This window comes from Nocardia sp. GP40, from assembly GCF_050434125.1.
GTDB classification, from domain to species: domain Bacteria; phylum Actinomycetota; class Actinomycetes; order Mycobacteriales; family Mycobacteriaceae; genus Nocardia; species Nocardia albiluteola.
In genome coordinates this window covers 83,947-96,856 of the sequence record NZ_JBNPVW010000005.1, presented here as the reverse complement: position 1 = coordinate 96,856, position 12,910 = coordinate 83,947, and the positions used below count along the sequence as shown (strand labels likewise).

General features: G+C 69.5%; 14 protein-coding genes. 10 read left to right on the top strand and 4 right to left on the bottom strand.

Annotation, left to right across the window (positions count from 1 at the left end; all coding sequences use genetic code 11):
* Positions 1-122: 122 nt before the first annotated feature.
* Both ABH933_RS16910 and ABH933_RS16905 read left to right on the top strand, forming a co-directional pair.
* Positions 123-434: an acyl-CoA carboxylase subunit epsilon gene (locus ABH933_RS16910; RefSeq protein WP_429427356.1), complete on the top strand. Its 312-nt coding sequence runs from the start codon at positions 123-125 to the stop codon at positions 432-434.
* Between the two features lies 1 nt (position 435).
* Positions 436-1,104 carry a Maf family protein gene (locus ABH933_RS16905; RefSeq protein ID WP_215916532.1) on the top strand — a complete coding sequence of 223 codons (669 nt, stop codon included), beginning with the start codon at positions 436-438 and terminating at the stop codon, positions 1,102-1,104.
* On the opposite strand, the gene ABH933_RS16900 is transcribed toward ABH933_RS16905, so the two are convergent.
* A complete protein-coding gene (locus tag ABH933_RS16900) occupies positions 1,009-1,821 on the bottom strand; it encodes a helix-turn-helix transcriptional regulator (protein ID WP_429427358.1) in 813 nt (270 codons plus the stop codon). The two genes, ABH933_RS16905 and ABH933_RS16900, sit on opposite strands and share 96 nt — an antisense overlap.
* Positions 1,822-1,988: 167 nt before the next feature.
* Between ABH933_RS16900 and ABH933_RS16895 the strand changes: the two genes are divergently transcribed.
* Both ABH933_RS16895 and ABH933_RS16890 read left to right on the top strand, forming a co-directional pair.
* Entirely contained in the window at positions 1,989-2,906 is a 918-nt protein-coding gene (locus ABH933_RS16895; RefSeq protein WP_429427360.1) for a sulfurtransferase, read from the top strand.
* A gap of 122 nt (positions 2,907-3,028) precedes the next feature.
* A complete protein-coding gene (locus ABH933_RS16890) occupies positions 3,029-4,828 on the top strand; it encodes an acetyl/propionyl/methylcrotonyl-CoA carboxylase subunit alpha (RefSeq protein WP_429427362.1) in 1,800 nt (599 codons plus the stop codon).
* 137 nt (positions 4,829-4,965) lie between these two features.
* On the opposite strand, the gene ABH933_RS16885 is transcribed toward ABH933_RS16890, so the two are convergent.
* Entirely contained in the window at positions 4,966-5,724 is a 759-nt protein-coding gene (locus ABH933_RS16885) for a MerR family transcriptional regulator (protein WP_429427364.1), read from the bottom strand.
* 124 nt (positions 5,725-5,848) lie between these two features.
* Positions 5,849-7,312: a protein kinase domain-containing protein gene (locus tag ABH933_RS16880; RefSeq protein ID WP_429427366.1), complete on the bottom strand. Its 1,464-nt coding sequence runs from the start codon at positions 7,310-7,312 to the stop codon at positions 5,849-5,851.
* Positions 7,313-7,603: 291 nt separating this feature from the next.
* Here ABH933_RS16880 and ABH933_RS16875 point away from each other — a divergent pair, with 291 nt between their 5' ends.
* The 6 genes from ABH933_RS16875 to ABH933_RS16850 all read left to right on the top strand — a co-directional run bounded on the left by ABH933_RS16875 (position 7,604) and on the right by ABH933_RS16850 (position 12,234).
* Positions 7,604-8,029 carry a DUF1707 SHOCT-like domain-containing protein gene (locus ABH933_RS16875; RefSeq protein ID WP_429427368.1) on the top strand — a complete coding sequence of 142 codons (426 nt, stop codon included), beginning with the start codon at positions 7,604-7,606 and terminating at the stop codon, positions 8,027-8,029.
* Complete coding sequence (locus ABH933_RS16870; protein WP_429427370.1) at positions 8,030-8,368, top strand: hypothetical protein; 339 nt, start codon at positions 8,030-8,032, stop codon at positions 8,366-8,368.
* A 392-nt stretch (positions 8,369-8,760) separates the two neighbouring features.
* Positions 8,761-9,561 carry a biotin--[acetyl-CoA-carboxylase] ligase gene (locus tag ABH933_RS16865; protein ID WP_429427372.1) on the top strand — a complete coding sequence of 267 codons (801 nt, stop codon included), beginning with the start codon at positions 8,761-8,763 and terminating at the stop codon, positions 9,559-9,561.
* Between the two features lie 98 nt (positions 9,562-9,659).
* Positions 9,660-10,205, top strand: coding sequence for a PH domain-containing protein (locus tag ABH933_RS16860; protein WP_215916541.1), 546 nt, complete (start codon positions 9,660-9,662; stop codon positions 10,203-10,205).
* Between the two features lie 41 nt (positions 10,206-10,246).
* Entirely contained in the window at positions 10,247-10,924 is a 678-nt protein-coding gene (locus ABH933_RS16855) for a response regulator transcription factor (RefSeq protein ID WP_429427374.1), read from the top strand.
* Positions 10,924-12,234 carry a sensor histidine kinase gene (locus ABH933_RS16850; RefSeq protein WP_429427376.1) on the top strand — a complete coding sequence of 437 codons (1,311 nt, stop codon included), beginning with the start codon at positions 10,924-10,926 and terminating at the stop codon, positions 12,232-12,234. Before ABH933_RS16855 ends, ABH933_RS16850 begins: the two co-directional genes overlap by 1 nt.
* A gap of 78 nt (positions 12,235-12,312) precedes the next feature.
* On the opposite strand, the gene ABH933_RS16845 is transcribed toward ABH933_RS16850, so the two are convergent.
* Positions 12,313-12,858, bottom strand: a complete 546-nt coding sequence (locus ABH933_RS16845) for a GtrA family protein (RefSeq protein ID WP_429427378.1) — start codon at positions 12,856-12,858, stop codon at positions 12,313-12,315.
* Between the last annotated feature and the right edge of the window lie 52 nt (positions 12,859-12,910).

Genomic DNA, 12,910 nt, shown 5'->3' with positions numbered 1-12,910 from the left:
AAGATGGTAGGACGGCCTGAGTACTTCAGGGCCGTACGAAGACCGTTCGCGGGGTTCGTCGAAGACCCTGGGGACGCCGTGACCCACCGGGCCGCGGCACACGAACAGGAGGAACTGGCGCTGTGACGGCTGTAGCTGATGAAGAGGTACTGCGGGCCGCCGAGCTGGCGCTGTCGGTCGACGAACTCGTCGAGACGATGGAGCCGGTCGTGGCCGATGCCGAATCGACTGCCGGGCCGGTCATCCGGATCCTGAAGGGCTCTCCCACGGACGAGGAGATCGCCGCACTGGTGTGCGTGTTCGCGAGCGCGGGCGCCTCGGCCAGCGCGTCCAGCGGGCCCGTGGATCTGTGGGGCATCCCGACCCTGATGCACCGCGGCGCGGCGCCGTTCTCCCCGTACGCATTCCCCTTCCTGTCGCACCTGCGCGACTGACGTGACGGGATTCGTACTCGGTTCCGCCTCACCCGCGCGCCTGCAGGTCCTGCGATCCGCGGGCCTGGCGCCCATCGTCCGGGTCTCCGACGTGGACGAGGACGCGGTGGCCGCGGCGCTGCCCGCCGGCACCCCACCCGAGGGGGTGGTCACCGCCCTGGCGCGGGCCAAGGCGGAATCCGTCGCCGCCGCGCTGATCGCCGATGCCGCGCCGGTCGTGGCCGATTGCGTTGTGGTCGGCTGCGATTCGATGCTGCTGGTGGACGGGCAGCTGCAGGGCAAGCCGCACACCCCGGAGGTGGCCAAGGCGCGCTGGGCCGAGATGGCCGGGCGCAGCGCCGATCTGCTGACCGGACACTGCGTGCTGCGCCTGCGCGAGGGCCGGATCGTGGCCGCGGCCGCTGATTGCAGCAGCACCACCGTGCATTTCGCCGATCCCGGACCCGAGGAACTCGACGCTTACATCGCCTCGGGCGAGCCGCTGCAGGTCGCGGGCGCGTTCACCCTGGACGGGCGCGGCGGCTGGTTCGTGGACCGCATCGACGGCGATCCCTCCAGCGTCATCGGGATCGGGCTACCGCTGGTTCGTCGACTGCTTGGCGACGTGGGTGTCGGCATTGCGCAGCTGTGGGCCGTCGGAGCGCAGCTGGGGGCCGACGCGGCTCGCTGACGGCGCGGTCGCGGCTAATCGCGGCTCGGTGCCGTCCTGGGCCTGCGCGTCCGGCATGGTGCCCGGATCCGGCACGAGCGAACTCTTCAGGGCATCGAGCCGGGCCACGCACAGTTCGGGCTCCACGAACGGGTGCAGGCGCACATTCACCGTGTCCCGGCCGCCGCTGCGGTCCAGCGCCTCTCGCAGCAGCCCCAGATGCACGCCGCACACCACCTCCGAATGGGTGCGTGCCAAATCGCGCAGCGGGCACGCCGTCAGCCGGATCAGCGCCTGCTCGTCGGTTTCGGAGGCGGGATCGCGCTCGGGTGCGAAACCCAGCTCCGACATCATCGTGACGGTCAGGTCGCGCGCGTCGTCCAGGCTCTCGATCTGCTGCTCGAACGCCTCGATCTTGGCGCCCCAGGCCCGTCCGGCCGCGACCGCGGCCTCGGAGCGGCGTCGCGGGTCACTGCCGAGCTGATCGGCGAGCACCTGCGCGAGGTCCTGATAGCCGACCGATCGCTGGACGGCGCTGTACCCGATGCGCGGGCGGCCTCGCCCGCGCGGCGGCTGCTGGAACTGCCGCACCAGCGACTCCCGGGTGAGCACGTCCAGGTGGAATCGCACCGTGGTGACGTGCTGCCCGGTCACTCTGGCGAGTTGCTGAGCATCGAGAGGCTCGCTGGCGCCGCGCAGGATCGCGAGCAGGCGCCGTCGCGGCCAAGAATCGGACATAGCTCACCCCTCCTCCCGGGAGACTTTATCGGATGGGGCTGCGACTTATTCGCTCATTCATCCGATTCATGAATTCATGATCTGCAACCAGTTGCTGTAAGGATTCGCCCCTACCATCGGAGTGGAACCGTCGACCACCGTCTATCACGCGTGAAGGACCAACTACCGTGCCCGTCGCTCCGGACCCTCATCCTTCGTTCGGCTCCCACGCAGACCCTCACCGACTAGTAACCACGGAGTGGCTGTCGGCAAACATCGGCGCTCCCGGCCTCAAGATTGTCGAGTCCGACGACGATGTTCTGTTGTACGACATCGGGCACATACCCGGTGCCATCAAGATCGACTGGCGCGCCGAGCTTACCGACCCGCTGTCCCGGGACGTTGTCGACGGCACGCGTTTCGCCGAACTGATGCGGGCGAAAGGTATTTTGCGCGACGATACCGTGGTTGTCTACGGAGACAAGGCGAACGGCACGGCCGCGGCCACCCTGTGGGTGTTCCGGCTGTTCGGTCATCGCGACGTGCGCTTGCTGGACGGGGGCCGCGAGGCATGGATCTCCGAGGCGCGCCACACCGCGTTCGAGGTGCCCGATGCGGGCCTGGGGGAGTATCCGGTGGTCGAGCGCGACGACTCGCAGTCGCGGGCCTTCCTGGACGAGGTGCGTGCTCACCTGGGGCGGCCGCTGATCGATGTGCGCACACCCGAGGAGTATTCCGGGGAGCAGGACAGGATCCTCGACCGGCCGGACGAACAGTCCCTGCGCGCCGGGCACATCCCCACGGCGGTGAACATCCCGTGGACCGCGGCGGTCGGCGCCGACGGGCGCTTCCGCTCGCGCGCCGAGCTGGACCGGATCTACGAGGCGATTCCGGCCGCCGCCGAGACGATCGTCTACTGCCGGGTCGGCGAGCGGGCCGCGCACACCTGGTTCGTGCTCACTGCGCTGCTGGGTCACGAGCGAGTGCGCGTCTACGACGGCTCGTGGACCGAGTGGGGGAATTCGGTGCGGACTCCCATGGTCAAGGGGACTGAACCGGGCGCGGCGAGAGCGTCGCAGGGCCCGGCCGCGATACCTGCGGTGTGAGTGGCGAAACCCGCTCCGGGAACGCCCCTCCTACCCCTCGGTAAGCGTGGCCGGGTTCGGGTTCTATTGGCAGACTGCCTACACTCGCCGGAGAAGTAAGAATTCAGAGCACAGGAGGCTCAGTGCCCAACCATGCCAACGCGCAGATCACGAAGGTCCTCGTAGCCAACCGAGGCGAGATCGCCGTGCGCGTGATCCGGGCCGCCAAGGATGCCGGTATCGCCAGTGTCGCCGTGTACGCGGAGCCGGACGCGGATGCGCCCTTCGTGAAGCTGGCCGATGAGGCGTTCGCCCTGGGTGGGCACACCTCGGCGGAGTCGTATCTGGTGTTCGACAAGATTTTGGATGCCGCGCGCAAGGCGGGCGCGGACGCGATTCACCCGGGGTACGGGTTCCTGTCCGAGAACGCGGATTTCGCGCAGGCCGTGCTCGACGCCAGGCTGATCTGGATCGGTCCCTCGCCGCAGTCGATCCGGGATCTGGGTGACAAGGTCACCGCTCGGCACATCGCCCAGCGCGCCGACGCGCCGATGGCCGCGGGCACCAAGGATCCGGTCAAGAACGCCGAGGAGGTCGTGGCGTTCGCGAAGCAGTACGGGGTTCCGGTCGCGATCAAGGCCGCGTTCGGTGGTGGCGGTCGCGGCATGAAGGTCGCGCACACCATCGAGGAGATCCCGGAGCTGTTCGAGTCCGCCACCCGCGAGGCGGTCTCCGCCTTCGGTCGCGGTGAGTGCTTCGTGGAGCAGTACCTGGACAAGGCCCGCCACGTCGAGGCGCAGGTCATCGCGGACAAGCACGGCAACGTGGTCGTCGCGGGCACCCGCGACTGCTCGCTGCAGCGCCGCTTCCAGAAGCTCGTCGAGGAGGCCCCCGCGCCGTTCCTGTCCGACGAGGTGCGCGCGAAGATCCACGAGTCCGCCAAGCGGATCTGCCGGGAGGCCGGATACTACGGCGCCGGCACGGTGGAGTACCTCGTGCAGGGCGAGACGGTGTCGTTCCTCGAGGTGAACACCCGCCTGCAGGTCGAGCACCCGGTGACCGAGGAGACCGCGGGCATCGACCTGGTGCGCCAGCAGTTCCGCATCGCCGAGGGCCACGAGCTGTCGATCACCGAGGATCCCGCCCCGCGCGGCCACGCGTTCGAGTTCAGGATCAACGGCGAGGACGCGGGCCGCAACTTCCTGCCCGCCCCCGGACCGGTCGTGGTCTACCGCGAGCCCGCGGGCCCGGGTGTGCGTGTGGATTCCGGCGTGGTCGAGGGCTCGGTGATCGGAGGTCAGTTCGATTCGATGCTGGCCAAGCTGATCGTGTACGGGGAGAACCGCGAGCAGGCCCTGCAGCGCGCCGCGCGCGCCTTGGCCGAATACCAGATCGAGGGCCTGGCCACCGTGCTGCCGTTCCACCGGCACATCGTGGAGAACCCGGCGTTCATCGGCGACGGTGAGAAGTTCGACGTCTACACCAAGTGGATCGAGAACGAGTGGGACAACCCGATCGAGCCGTACACCGGCGGCCAGCCGATCGAGGGTGAGGACGAGCCGCGCCAGAAGGTCGTGGTCGAGGTCGGCGGACGCCGCGTCGAGGTGTCGCTGCCCGGACAGTTCACCGTCGGCGCCGGGGTCGCGGGCGTGGCCGGAAACGGCACGGGCGTGGTCCGCAAGAAGCCCAAGCCGCGCACGCGTGGCGGTGGCGCCGGGGCCGCGGCCTCGGGCGATTCGGTGACGGCGCCGATGCAGGGCACCGTGGTCAAGGTCGCCGTCACCGAGGGCCAGACCGTGGAGGCCGGTGACCTGATCGTGGTCCTCGAGGCCATGAAGATGGAGAACCCGGTCAACGCCCACAAGTCCGGCGTGGTCACCGGCCTGGCGGTGGAGGCCGGTGCGGCCATCACCCAGGGCACCGTGCTCGCCGAAATCAAGTAGGCAGGCTCAGCGCTTTTCACCGAAGTCCCGCCCGCTCATGGTGAGCGAGCGGGACTTCGGCGTTCCGGCCGGCCGCGCCTCAGTGGAGGGGCACCCTCGATCCGGTGCCCCAGCTGTTCGTCAGCAGATGATCGGGGCTACTGACCGAGCCGCTGGTCGGCGTAGACAACCATCGCGTCTCGCTGATACTCGGCCAGGCCCTCGGCGATCTTCAGGTAGCTCGCCTTGTACCGCTCGTCGTCCACGAACATCCGACCCATGCACTTGTACGCATCCCGGTTCGGGGTCCAGAACCGGCATATGCCCTGGTAGTGAGTGTGGATCTCGGCCTGTACCGCCGAGTTGTCGACTGGTGCGCCCGCGGCCATGAACTCGGCCATGCGGATCATCGCAGCGGTCGCTTCCCGCTGCATGCGCTCGACGTCCTCGGGAGATATGTTCGCGGCGTTGCGCTGGGACTGCTCGAACTCCTCCGGCCAGCGTTCGCGGGCCTCATCGTCGTACTGCGAGTGGTCGAACCCCTCGAACAGGTTCTCCGGGCGGTTGATCTTGACTGCCATCTCTGTCTTCCCTTCGAGTTCGGCGATGGTGCGCGCCACCGTGTTCGCCATCCGGTCCAGGCGATTGCGCTCGGTGAGCAGACGGACGTGATGCTGCCGGAGAGCCGCGAGCGTGTCCGGCTCGGAATCGACCGACTCGGCGATCTCGGCGAGACTCAGGCCCAGCTCACGCAGGACGAGGATCTGCTGCAGGCGCAGCAGTTGCTCCTCCTCGTAGTAGCGATAGCTGTTGGCACCCACCCATGCCGGCTCGAGCAGCCCGATCTGGTCGTAGTGCCGCAGAGTGCGGGCAGTGACGCCCGACATCCTCGCCACTTCCGCGATCGACCAGCTCATAGCGCTCTCCACCATTTCCGTTGAGCCGGTCCATCCGACTTCGCCTTCGACCGTAGAAGTTGCCGTTACGGCAAGGTCAAGCGCAAACGCGAGTCATACGCCGGGGCCGGAGCGCCGGGCGGGCTCATTGGTTGCCCGGTGCGGGCGGGATGCTCATGCCCGAGGGGACCGGGATCTGGAACGTCAGGGTGAAGCCCGGCGCGACCGGGATGCTCAGCGGCGCCTGGCTCAGTCCCGGCGGAGTAGATTCGGTTGTCGGCGTGGGGGTTTCGGTGGTGGTCGGCGCCGCCGATATCGTGGTCGTCACCTCGGGCTGCGTCGGGGCCTGGCCGCCGCTGGACAGCAGCGCCGTGAAGGCCGCCACGACCACGAAGACGAGGATCGCCAGGATGATCGCTCCGGCGACAATCCCGAGGGCCCGGGCGGTCAGCAGCGGATGGCGCCGGGCGGCGGGCGCTGAGACCAGGACCGCGGGGGCTCCGGTCGGGGGCGGCGGATCCGGGTTCGCGAGCACCCGTGTCGGGAGTGGGCCCGCCTGCCAGGGGTGCGCGCGGGTCGGAGCGGGTCCCCGTGGCACCGGCCCGTCCATGACGGTCATGGTCCTCGTTCGTGCCGGTCCGGCTGCGGGAGGGACGGTCTGGTTCGGCTGCGCCCCCGGCGAGCCGGTATCCGGCTCGGTTTCCACGGGGTATCCGGTGGCGGCCGCGGCCCGGCCGGTCGCCGCGGTGGCCGGCAGTCTCCGCGTCGCCGACGGTTGCTCGAGTACCGGCGGTGTGCGCGAAATCGGTTGCGCCATACCGATGGCGGCCAGGGCCGCCGCGGCCAGCTCGCCGGCGCTGCGGTACCGATCGGCGGGCTGCTTGGCCATGCCGCGCGCGATCACGTCGTTCAGCGCCGCGGGGGCCGAATCCGCCCGCGGCGGATCCTCCTTCAGGTGGGCATGCAGTTGCTGCACCGGGTCCGTATCGCCGAACGGCCTTTGCGCGGTGAGGCATTCGTACAGTACGCAGGCGAGCGAATAGATGTCCGAGCGGGCGTCGGCACTGCCGGTGAACCGCTCGGGCGCCATGTACGCCATCGTGCCGACCGTGAAACCCGTTGCGGTGATATTGGTTTGGTTCGAGACGTGCGCGATGCCGAAGTCGATCAGGTACGCGAAACCGCTCGCGTGCACAATGATGTTGGCGGGCTTGACATCCCGGTGCACGAGCCCGGCCGCGTGCGCGGCGTCCAGAGCCTGCGCGACCTGCGCGACGAGATCCACCGCCCGCGCCGCATCCATCGGGCCGACGCGCAGCCGCCCGGCCACGTCCACCCCGGGAATGTGGGCCATGTCCAGGAATAGTCGCCCGTCGACCTCACCGTAGGTGTGGATCGGCACCACATGGGGATTGTCCAGCCGCGCGCCAATCGCGGCCTCGCGCTCGAACCGCCGCCGATAATCCGGATCCTGACCAGCGGTCACCGACAGAATCTTCAACGCCACCGAGCGCCCGGCCACGGTGTCCTGCGCCAGCCACACCTCACCGGCCGACCCCCGCCCGATGAGCCGATCGAGCCGGTACGTGCCGAACCGGTGCCCGGTCATCGGACCACCCCCACCGGACGTGCGATGTCGCCACGACGTGATGCGGCGGAGCCGATCGCCGCGCGCGCCGAACCCGGCGCGCGAGCGGTCCTGTTGCCGCATTGCCGGAACATATCCCGACCCTAGACCGAGCGGGCGAGTGGGAGCCAGTGAGCTCGACGACAGGCGCGCGCCGAATCCGATGCGCGAGCGTTCCTGATGTCGCGCTGCGGGAACATATCCCGACCCTGTACCGAGCGGGCGAGTCGGAGCCAGTGAGCTCGACGACAGGTGCGGGGTTAATCTCGTCCTATGGCCGATTCACCCGACATCCGCATCGGTACCGCGGAGCGTGAGGACGCCATGCGGCGTCTCTCGGATCATTTCGCCGCCGGGCGGCTCTCGGTCGCCGAGTTCGACGAGCGCAGCGCGCGGGTCGCGGCGGCGATGACGCGCGGGGACCTGACGCCGGTGTTCGCCGACCTGCCCGAGCCGGTCGCGGCGGACGCACCCGCCGCGCCGGCCGAGCATCGCGGACGCAGGCCCGAGGTCGGCGGTTCGGTGATGGGGCTGGTCGTCATCGCGGCGCTGGCGCTGTTCTTCCTGACGCACACCTGGCTGTGGTTCCTGATGATCCCGGCGGCGGGGATCCTGTTCGGCGCGGCCGGGCAGGGCGGGCGGAGTGGCCGCCGGCGCGATCGCCGCATCGAGCGGCGCGATCGGCGGCGGGGGCGGTAGATGGAGCCGATCGAGATCAACGCGGGTTCCTGGTACCTGCGTGCGCTGCGCGCCGACGACCGCATCGACGACCGCCCGGCCCTGGCCGATGGCGGCATCACCGATCCGGACTACATCGCCCGCCGCACAGGGGACTGGAGCGCCGAGACGGGATATTCGTGGGCGGTCTGCGAGCCGACCACCGCCGAACTCGTTGCCGAGATCGTCGTGACGCCCAATGCCGATGGCACGGCGGATATTTCGGGCTGGGCCCGTGAGGGCTACACGGCCGCACTGGAAACCGGGATCACCGCGGTGCGGCGATTCGTCTCCGGCGCACTGGGCCTGCGACCGGTCTGATCCGCGCTCGCCGAAAGCAGCGAAATAGGCTGCGCGGCAACCGGATCGAGTCCGCGCATGGCTGTGACGAAGAATATTCGCTTTCATTCGCGTCGCCGAAAGGGCCGCGGCGGCCACCTGGCAAAGCATGCGGGTGGTGGAGCCGAGGCCGACCGTCACTGATCCGGAGCCGTGGGCAGTGGCCGCCGTCGCGGAGCCCGAGGAGTCCGAGGGTGCCATGGCATCCGCCGACTACTGCCTCGCGGGCTGATCGCTCGCTCCGGGACAACCTGCTCGACCGGCGCCGCGACCCATCGGGGTCGCGGCGCTGTTGCCTATCGGGGCCGTGTGCGACTCTCCGGCCGATCGTGGTGACGGTCGGAGCGGGCCCGGCGCCGGGGTAGCCTGCGAGGGTGCACAGGCCCCCCTTGGACGCCGCCGGACTGCGGCGCAGCATCGCCGAAAATCCGGATCTCTCGTACTTCTCGGGCATCGAGGTGGTGGATTCCACCGGATCCACCAATGCCGACCTGATCGCCCGGGCGGCCGATCCACAGGCCGACCGTCAGGTCCTGATCGCCGAGACGCAGGACCATGCCCGCGGCCGGTACGACCGCGCTTGGTCGAGCCCGCCGCGCGCGCAGATCTCGATGTCGATCCTGGTGCGACTGCACGACATCGATCCGGAGGTGCTCGGCTGGCTGCCGCTGCTGACCGGTGTCGCGGTGGTGGACGCCGTCCGCGCGACCACGGGGGTGAATGCAAATCTCAAGTGGCCCAACGATGTTCTCGTCGACGGCGGCAAGCTGGCGGGCATCCTGGCGGAGATCGCGGCCGTCGGCGCGGCGCCCGCGGTGGTGGTCGGCATCGGTCTCAATGTCAGCCTCACCCAGGACGAACTGCCCGTCCCGCACGCCACCTCGCTGACCCTGGCCGGTGCTCCCGACGTCGACCGCACCGCCCTGGCGCAATCCATGCTGCGCGAATTCGCGCGCCAGTTCACCCGCTGGCAGGCCGCGAACTGGGATGTCACCGCCCTGGCCGGGGAGTATCGCGAACGCTGCACTACGCTCGGCGCCCAGGTTCGTGCGGAACTGCCCGGCGGCGAGATCCTCGCCGGAACCGCCACCGATATCGACGGCAGCGGCCGCCTGCTCATCGACGGCCGCGCGGTCTCCGCAGGGGATGTAACCCACCTGCGCCGGGCGCGGTAAACCTGCCCGGAAACCCCGGCGCGGACCGCCGGGGTTCCTTCGCACGGCGCCGGTCGCCGTCATCCGTTCCGCGATCTTCACGCGGTAGGGTGCGGAATATGGGTTATCCGGAGGGGCTGCTCGCGCCGGACGAGCAATTACTCTTACACCGTCATCCGCACTGGAAGATGTTGTTCTGGCCTGCGGTCACCTTCATCCTGGCAACCGCGGTGGCCGGATTCGTCGCCGGGCTGGCCTCGCGGCGCACCGAGGGCACCGCGCAGAACGCGGCGCTGCTCGCCATCGCGGCGGTCTGGCTGATCCTGCTGCTGTGGCGCTGCGTGGGGCCGGTGCTGCGCTGGCGTACAACGCATTTCATCGTCACCGATCGCCGGGTGCTGGTGCGCGACGGGGTATTCACCCACACCGGCATCGACATTCCGCTCAATCGCATTGCGAGCGTGCAGTTCCGGAACGGCCTGTTCGATCGGATGCTCGGCACCGGCACCCTCATCATCGACGCGGCCTCCGGCGATCCCCTGGAGTACCACGACATTCCGCAGGTGGAACAGGTGCACGGCCTGCTGTACCACGAGGTGTTCGACACCCCTCGCAGCGATCCGCCGAACCGCGGTGACGACCGCCGCGCGCCGGGATACCGCTGATCCGCACACGGTCCGCGAGATCATCGACGTAGTCTTGTGCGGTGACAGCCGTATTGCTCGCCGAAGATGACGAGGCCATCGCCGCCCCGCTGTCGCGGGCGCTGGGGCGCGAGGGTTACTCCGTGACCGTGGAGAGTTTCGGCCCCGCCGTCCTCGAGCGTGCGCTGCACGGCGAGCACGATCTGCTGATCCTGGATCTCGGCCTACCGGGTATGGACGGGCTGGAGGTGTGCCGTCAGGTGCGCGCGAGCGGCGCCGATCTCGCGGTGCTGATGCTGACCGCGCGCACCGACGAGGTCGATTTCGTGGTCGGCCTCGACGCGGGCGCGGATGACTATGTCGGCAAGCCGTTCCGCCTGGCCGAGCTGCTGGCGCGGGTGCGGGCGCTGTTGCGGCGCAGCGGAATCGGCGACGAGGCCGTCGAGATCGGCGGCATCCGGCTCGAGCCGCAGGCGCGCCGGGTGCTGGTCAACGGCCACGAGGTGAACCTGGCCAACAAGGAGTACGAGCTGCTGAAGGTCCTGATCGACAAGGCCGGTCAGGTCGTCTCGCGCGAGGCGATCCTGCGCGAGGTCTGGGGCGATGCCGATCTGCGCGGCTCCAAGACCCTCGACATGCACATGTCCTGGCTGCGCCGCAAGATCGGTGACGAGGGCCCCGTGGCCGAGCGCCGCATCGTCACCGTCCGGGGCGTCGGGTTCCGCTTCAACACCGACTGATGCGCCGCCGAATTCTCCGGTCGATGCTGGCCGCGCTGCTCTTCACCACAGTCGTGCTGGGCGTACCGCTGGCCTTCACGGCCTGGCAGTGGGTCGCCGACCTGACCCAGAACGACCTGCAGGACCGGCTGGACCGGATGTCGCTGGAGTTGCGGGCACAGGAGCAGCCCGACGGGCTGGTGCACGGCACCCTGGACCTGCATCTGGTGCAGGCGCTGATTCCGCAGGGCGGCAAGCTGACCATCATCTACCCGACCCCGGAGGACGCCGCGCTCAGCGTCACCGCCGGGGCGTCGCAGGTGAGCGATCCGGTGGTCCGTTCGCTGTCGATGGGCACCTTCGGCTCGCTGCGCATGGAGGCGCCCTCGGGCCGGATGCACGAGATGCAGTGGCAGGCCGTCGGGGGCGTGGCGCTGCTGGCGCTGGCGTCGATGTCCTCGGGTGTGGCGGTGGCGATGGTGACCGCGCGGCGGGTGGCCGACCCGCTGCGCGATGTCGCCGCGCGCGCGGCCCGGCTGGCGCTGGGTGACTTCCGGCTGGAGACCCGGCGGCACCGCATCACCGAACTCGACCGGGTCTCGGACGTGCTCGATGCGGCCGCGGTCGAGATCGCCGGACGGCTGCAGCGCGAACATGCGCTGGTGGCCGACGTCTCCCACCAGCTGCGCAGCCGCCTCACCGCGGTGCGGCTGCGGCTGGACGAGCTGTCCGAGCATCCCGATCCGGCGGTGGTGCACGAGGCCGAGGAGGCGATGGCGCAGGTCGATCGGCTCACCGCGGCCATCGACGAGCTGGTGCGCGCCTCCCGGGACGAGAACGCGTCGGATCGCGATCCGGTCGCGGTGGTCGAGGAGCTGCGCGGGGTGGTGGCCGAGTGGCGCCATCCGTTCGCCGAGGCGGGCCGTTCGCTGATCCTGTCGGGCGATCCGATGCTCCGCGCCCCCGTGACGGGGTCGCGGCTGCGCGAGGCGCTGGCGGTGCTTGTGGACAACGCGCTCATGCACGGCGCGGGCGACTGCACGGTCTCGGTCCGCACCGTCTACGGCGGCCCGGATCGCGAGCCGCTGGTCGCGGTGGAGGTCGCCGACGAGGGCGACGGCGTGAGCGACGAGTTGGCCCCGCACATCTTCGACCGCGGCTTCTCCGGCGCCGGATCCACCGGTGTGGGGCTCGCACTCGCCAGGGCGCTGATCGAGGCCGACGGCGGCCGTCTGGAGCTGCAGCGCCGCCGCCCGGCCCTGTTCGCGGTCTTCCTGGCCAAGCCGATGCCCGCGCGCTCGGGGATCGGGGCTACGACGGAACCGCGATGAGAACTCGCCCCGTCGTCCCGGCGCGCTCGTCGCCGGGACCGGCTACCTGGGGGCCGAAGACCTGCCGAACGGCGGAGGTCAGGACTGGCCGAGCTGCTGCTCTTCCTCGTAGAGCTCCTCGAACTCGTCGACCAGGGCGTCGATCTCGTCCGGGAAGACCCAGCGCTTCATCGTCCAGAACCGGAACACCATCTGCAGGATGTTGCCGATGATGAAGGCGCTGCAGAAGTCGGCGATGTTCTCGGTGGTGAGGCTCACATGCGGGGTGCGCAGCTGGAACACGTAGCTCGACACCCACAGCGGCATCATGCTCAGCAGCACGCCGATGCCGCTGACCACGAAGAACAGCAGCGCCTCGTGGTGGCGCTCCCGCCCGCCGCGGCCCTTGAACGACCACTCCCGGTTGAGGATGTAGGACGCGATGACCGCGATCACACCCGAGATGATCTTCGCGGTGACCGGTTTGGGCGCCAGCACCGTGAGCTTGAGGGCGTAGAAGATCCCGCTGTCGATAAGAAAGGTAGTGGCGCCGACGATGGCGAACTTGATCAGCTCATGGTGGCGCAATGCGAGGTCCCGCAGGGTTTTGGGCAGGACGTTGACGGCACCGTCGACGAATGACACGTGATGAGTCTACGTGCGTCCCCGAGTGGGCAACCAACCCGCTCGCGATCGC

What these genes read in the sequence shown, in the direction of transcription:
- ABH933_RS16900 (WP_429427358.1), bottom strand. Translation starts at nt 1,821, where the DNA reads ATGTCCGATTCTTGGCCGCGACGGCGCCTGCTCGCGATCCTGCGCGGC.
- ABH933_RS16885 (WP_429427364.1), bottom strand. Translation starts at nt 5,724, where the DNA reads ATGAGCTGGTCGATCGCGGAAGTGGCGAGGATGTCGGGCGTCACTGCC.
- ABH933_RS16880 (WP_429427366.1), bottom strand. Translation starts at nt 7,312, where the DNA reads ATGACCGGGCACCGGTTCGGCACGTACCGGCTCGATCGGCTCATCGGG.
- ABH933_RS16875 (WP_429427368.1), top strand. Translation starts at nt 7,604, where the DNA reads ATGGCCGATTCACCCGACATCCGCATCGGTACCGCGGAGCGTGAGGAC.
- ABH933_RS16870 (WP_429427370.1), top strand. Translation starts at nt 8,030, where the DNA reads ATGGAGCCGATCGAGATCAACGCGGGTTCCTGGTACCTGCGTGCGCTG.
- ABH933_RS16860 (WP_215916541.1), top strand. Translation starts at nt 9,660, where the DNA reads ATGGGTTATCCGGAGGGGCTGCTCGCGCCGGACGAGCAATTACTCTTA.
- ABH933_RS16850 (WP_429427376.1), top strand. Translation starts at nt 10,924, where the DNA reads ATGCGCCGCCGAATTCTCCGGTCGATGCTGGCCGCGCTGCTCTTCACC.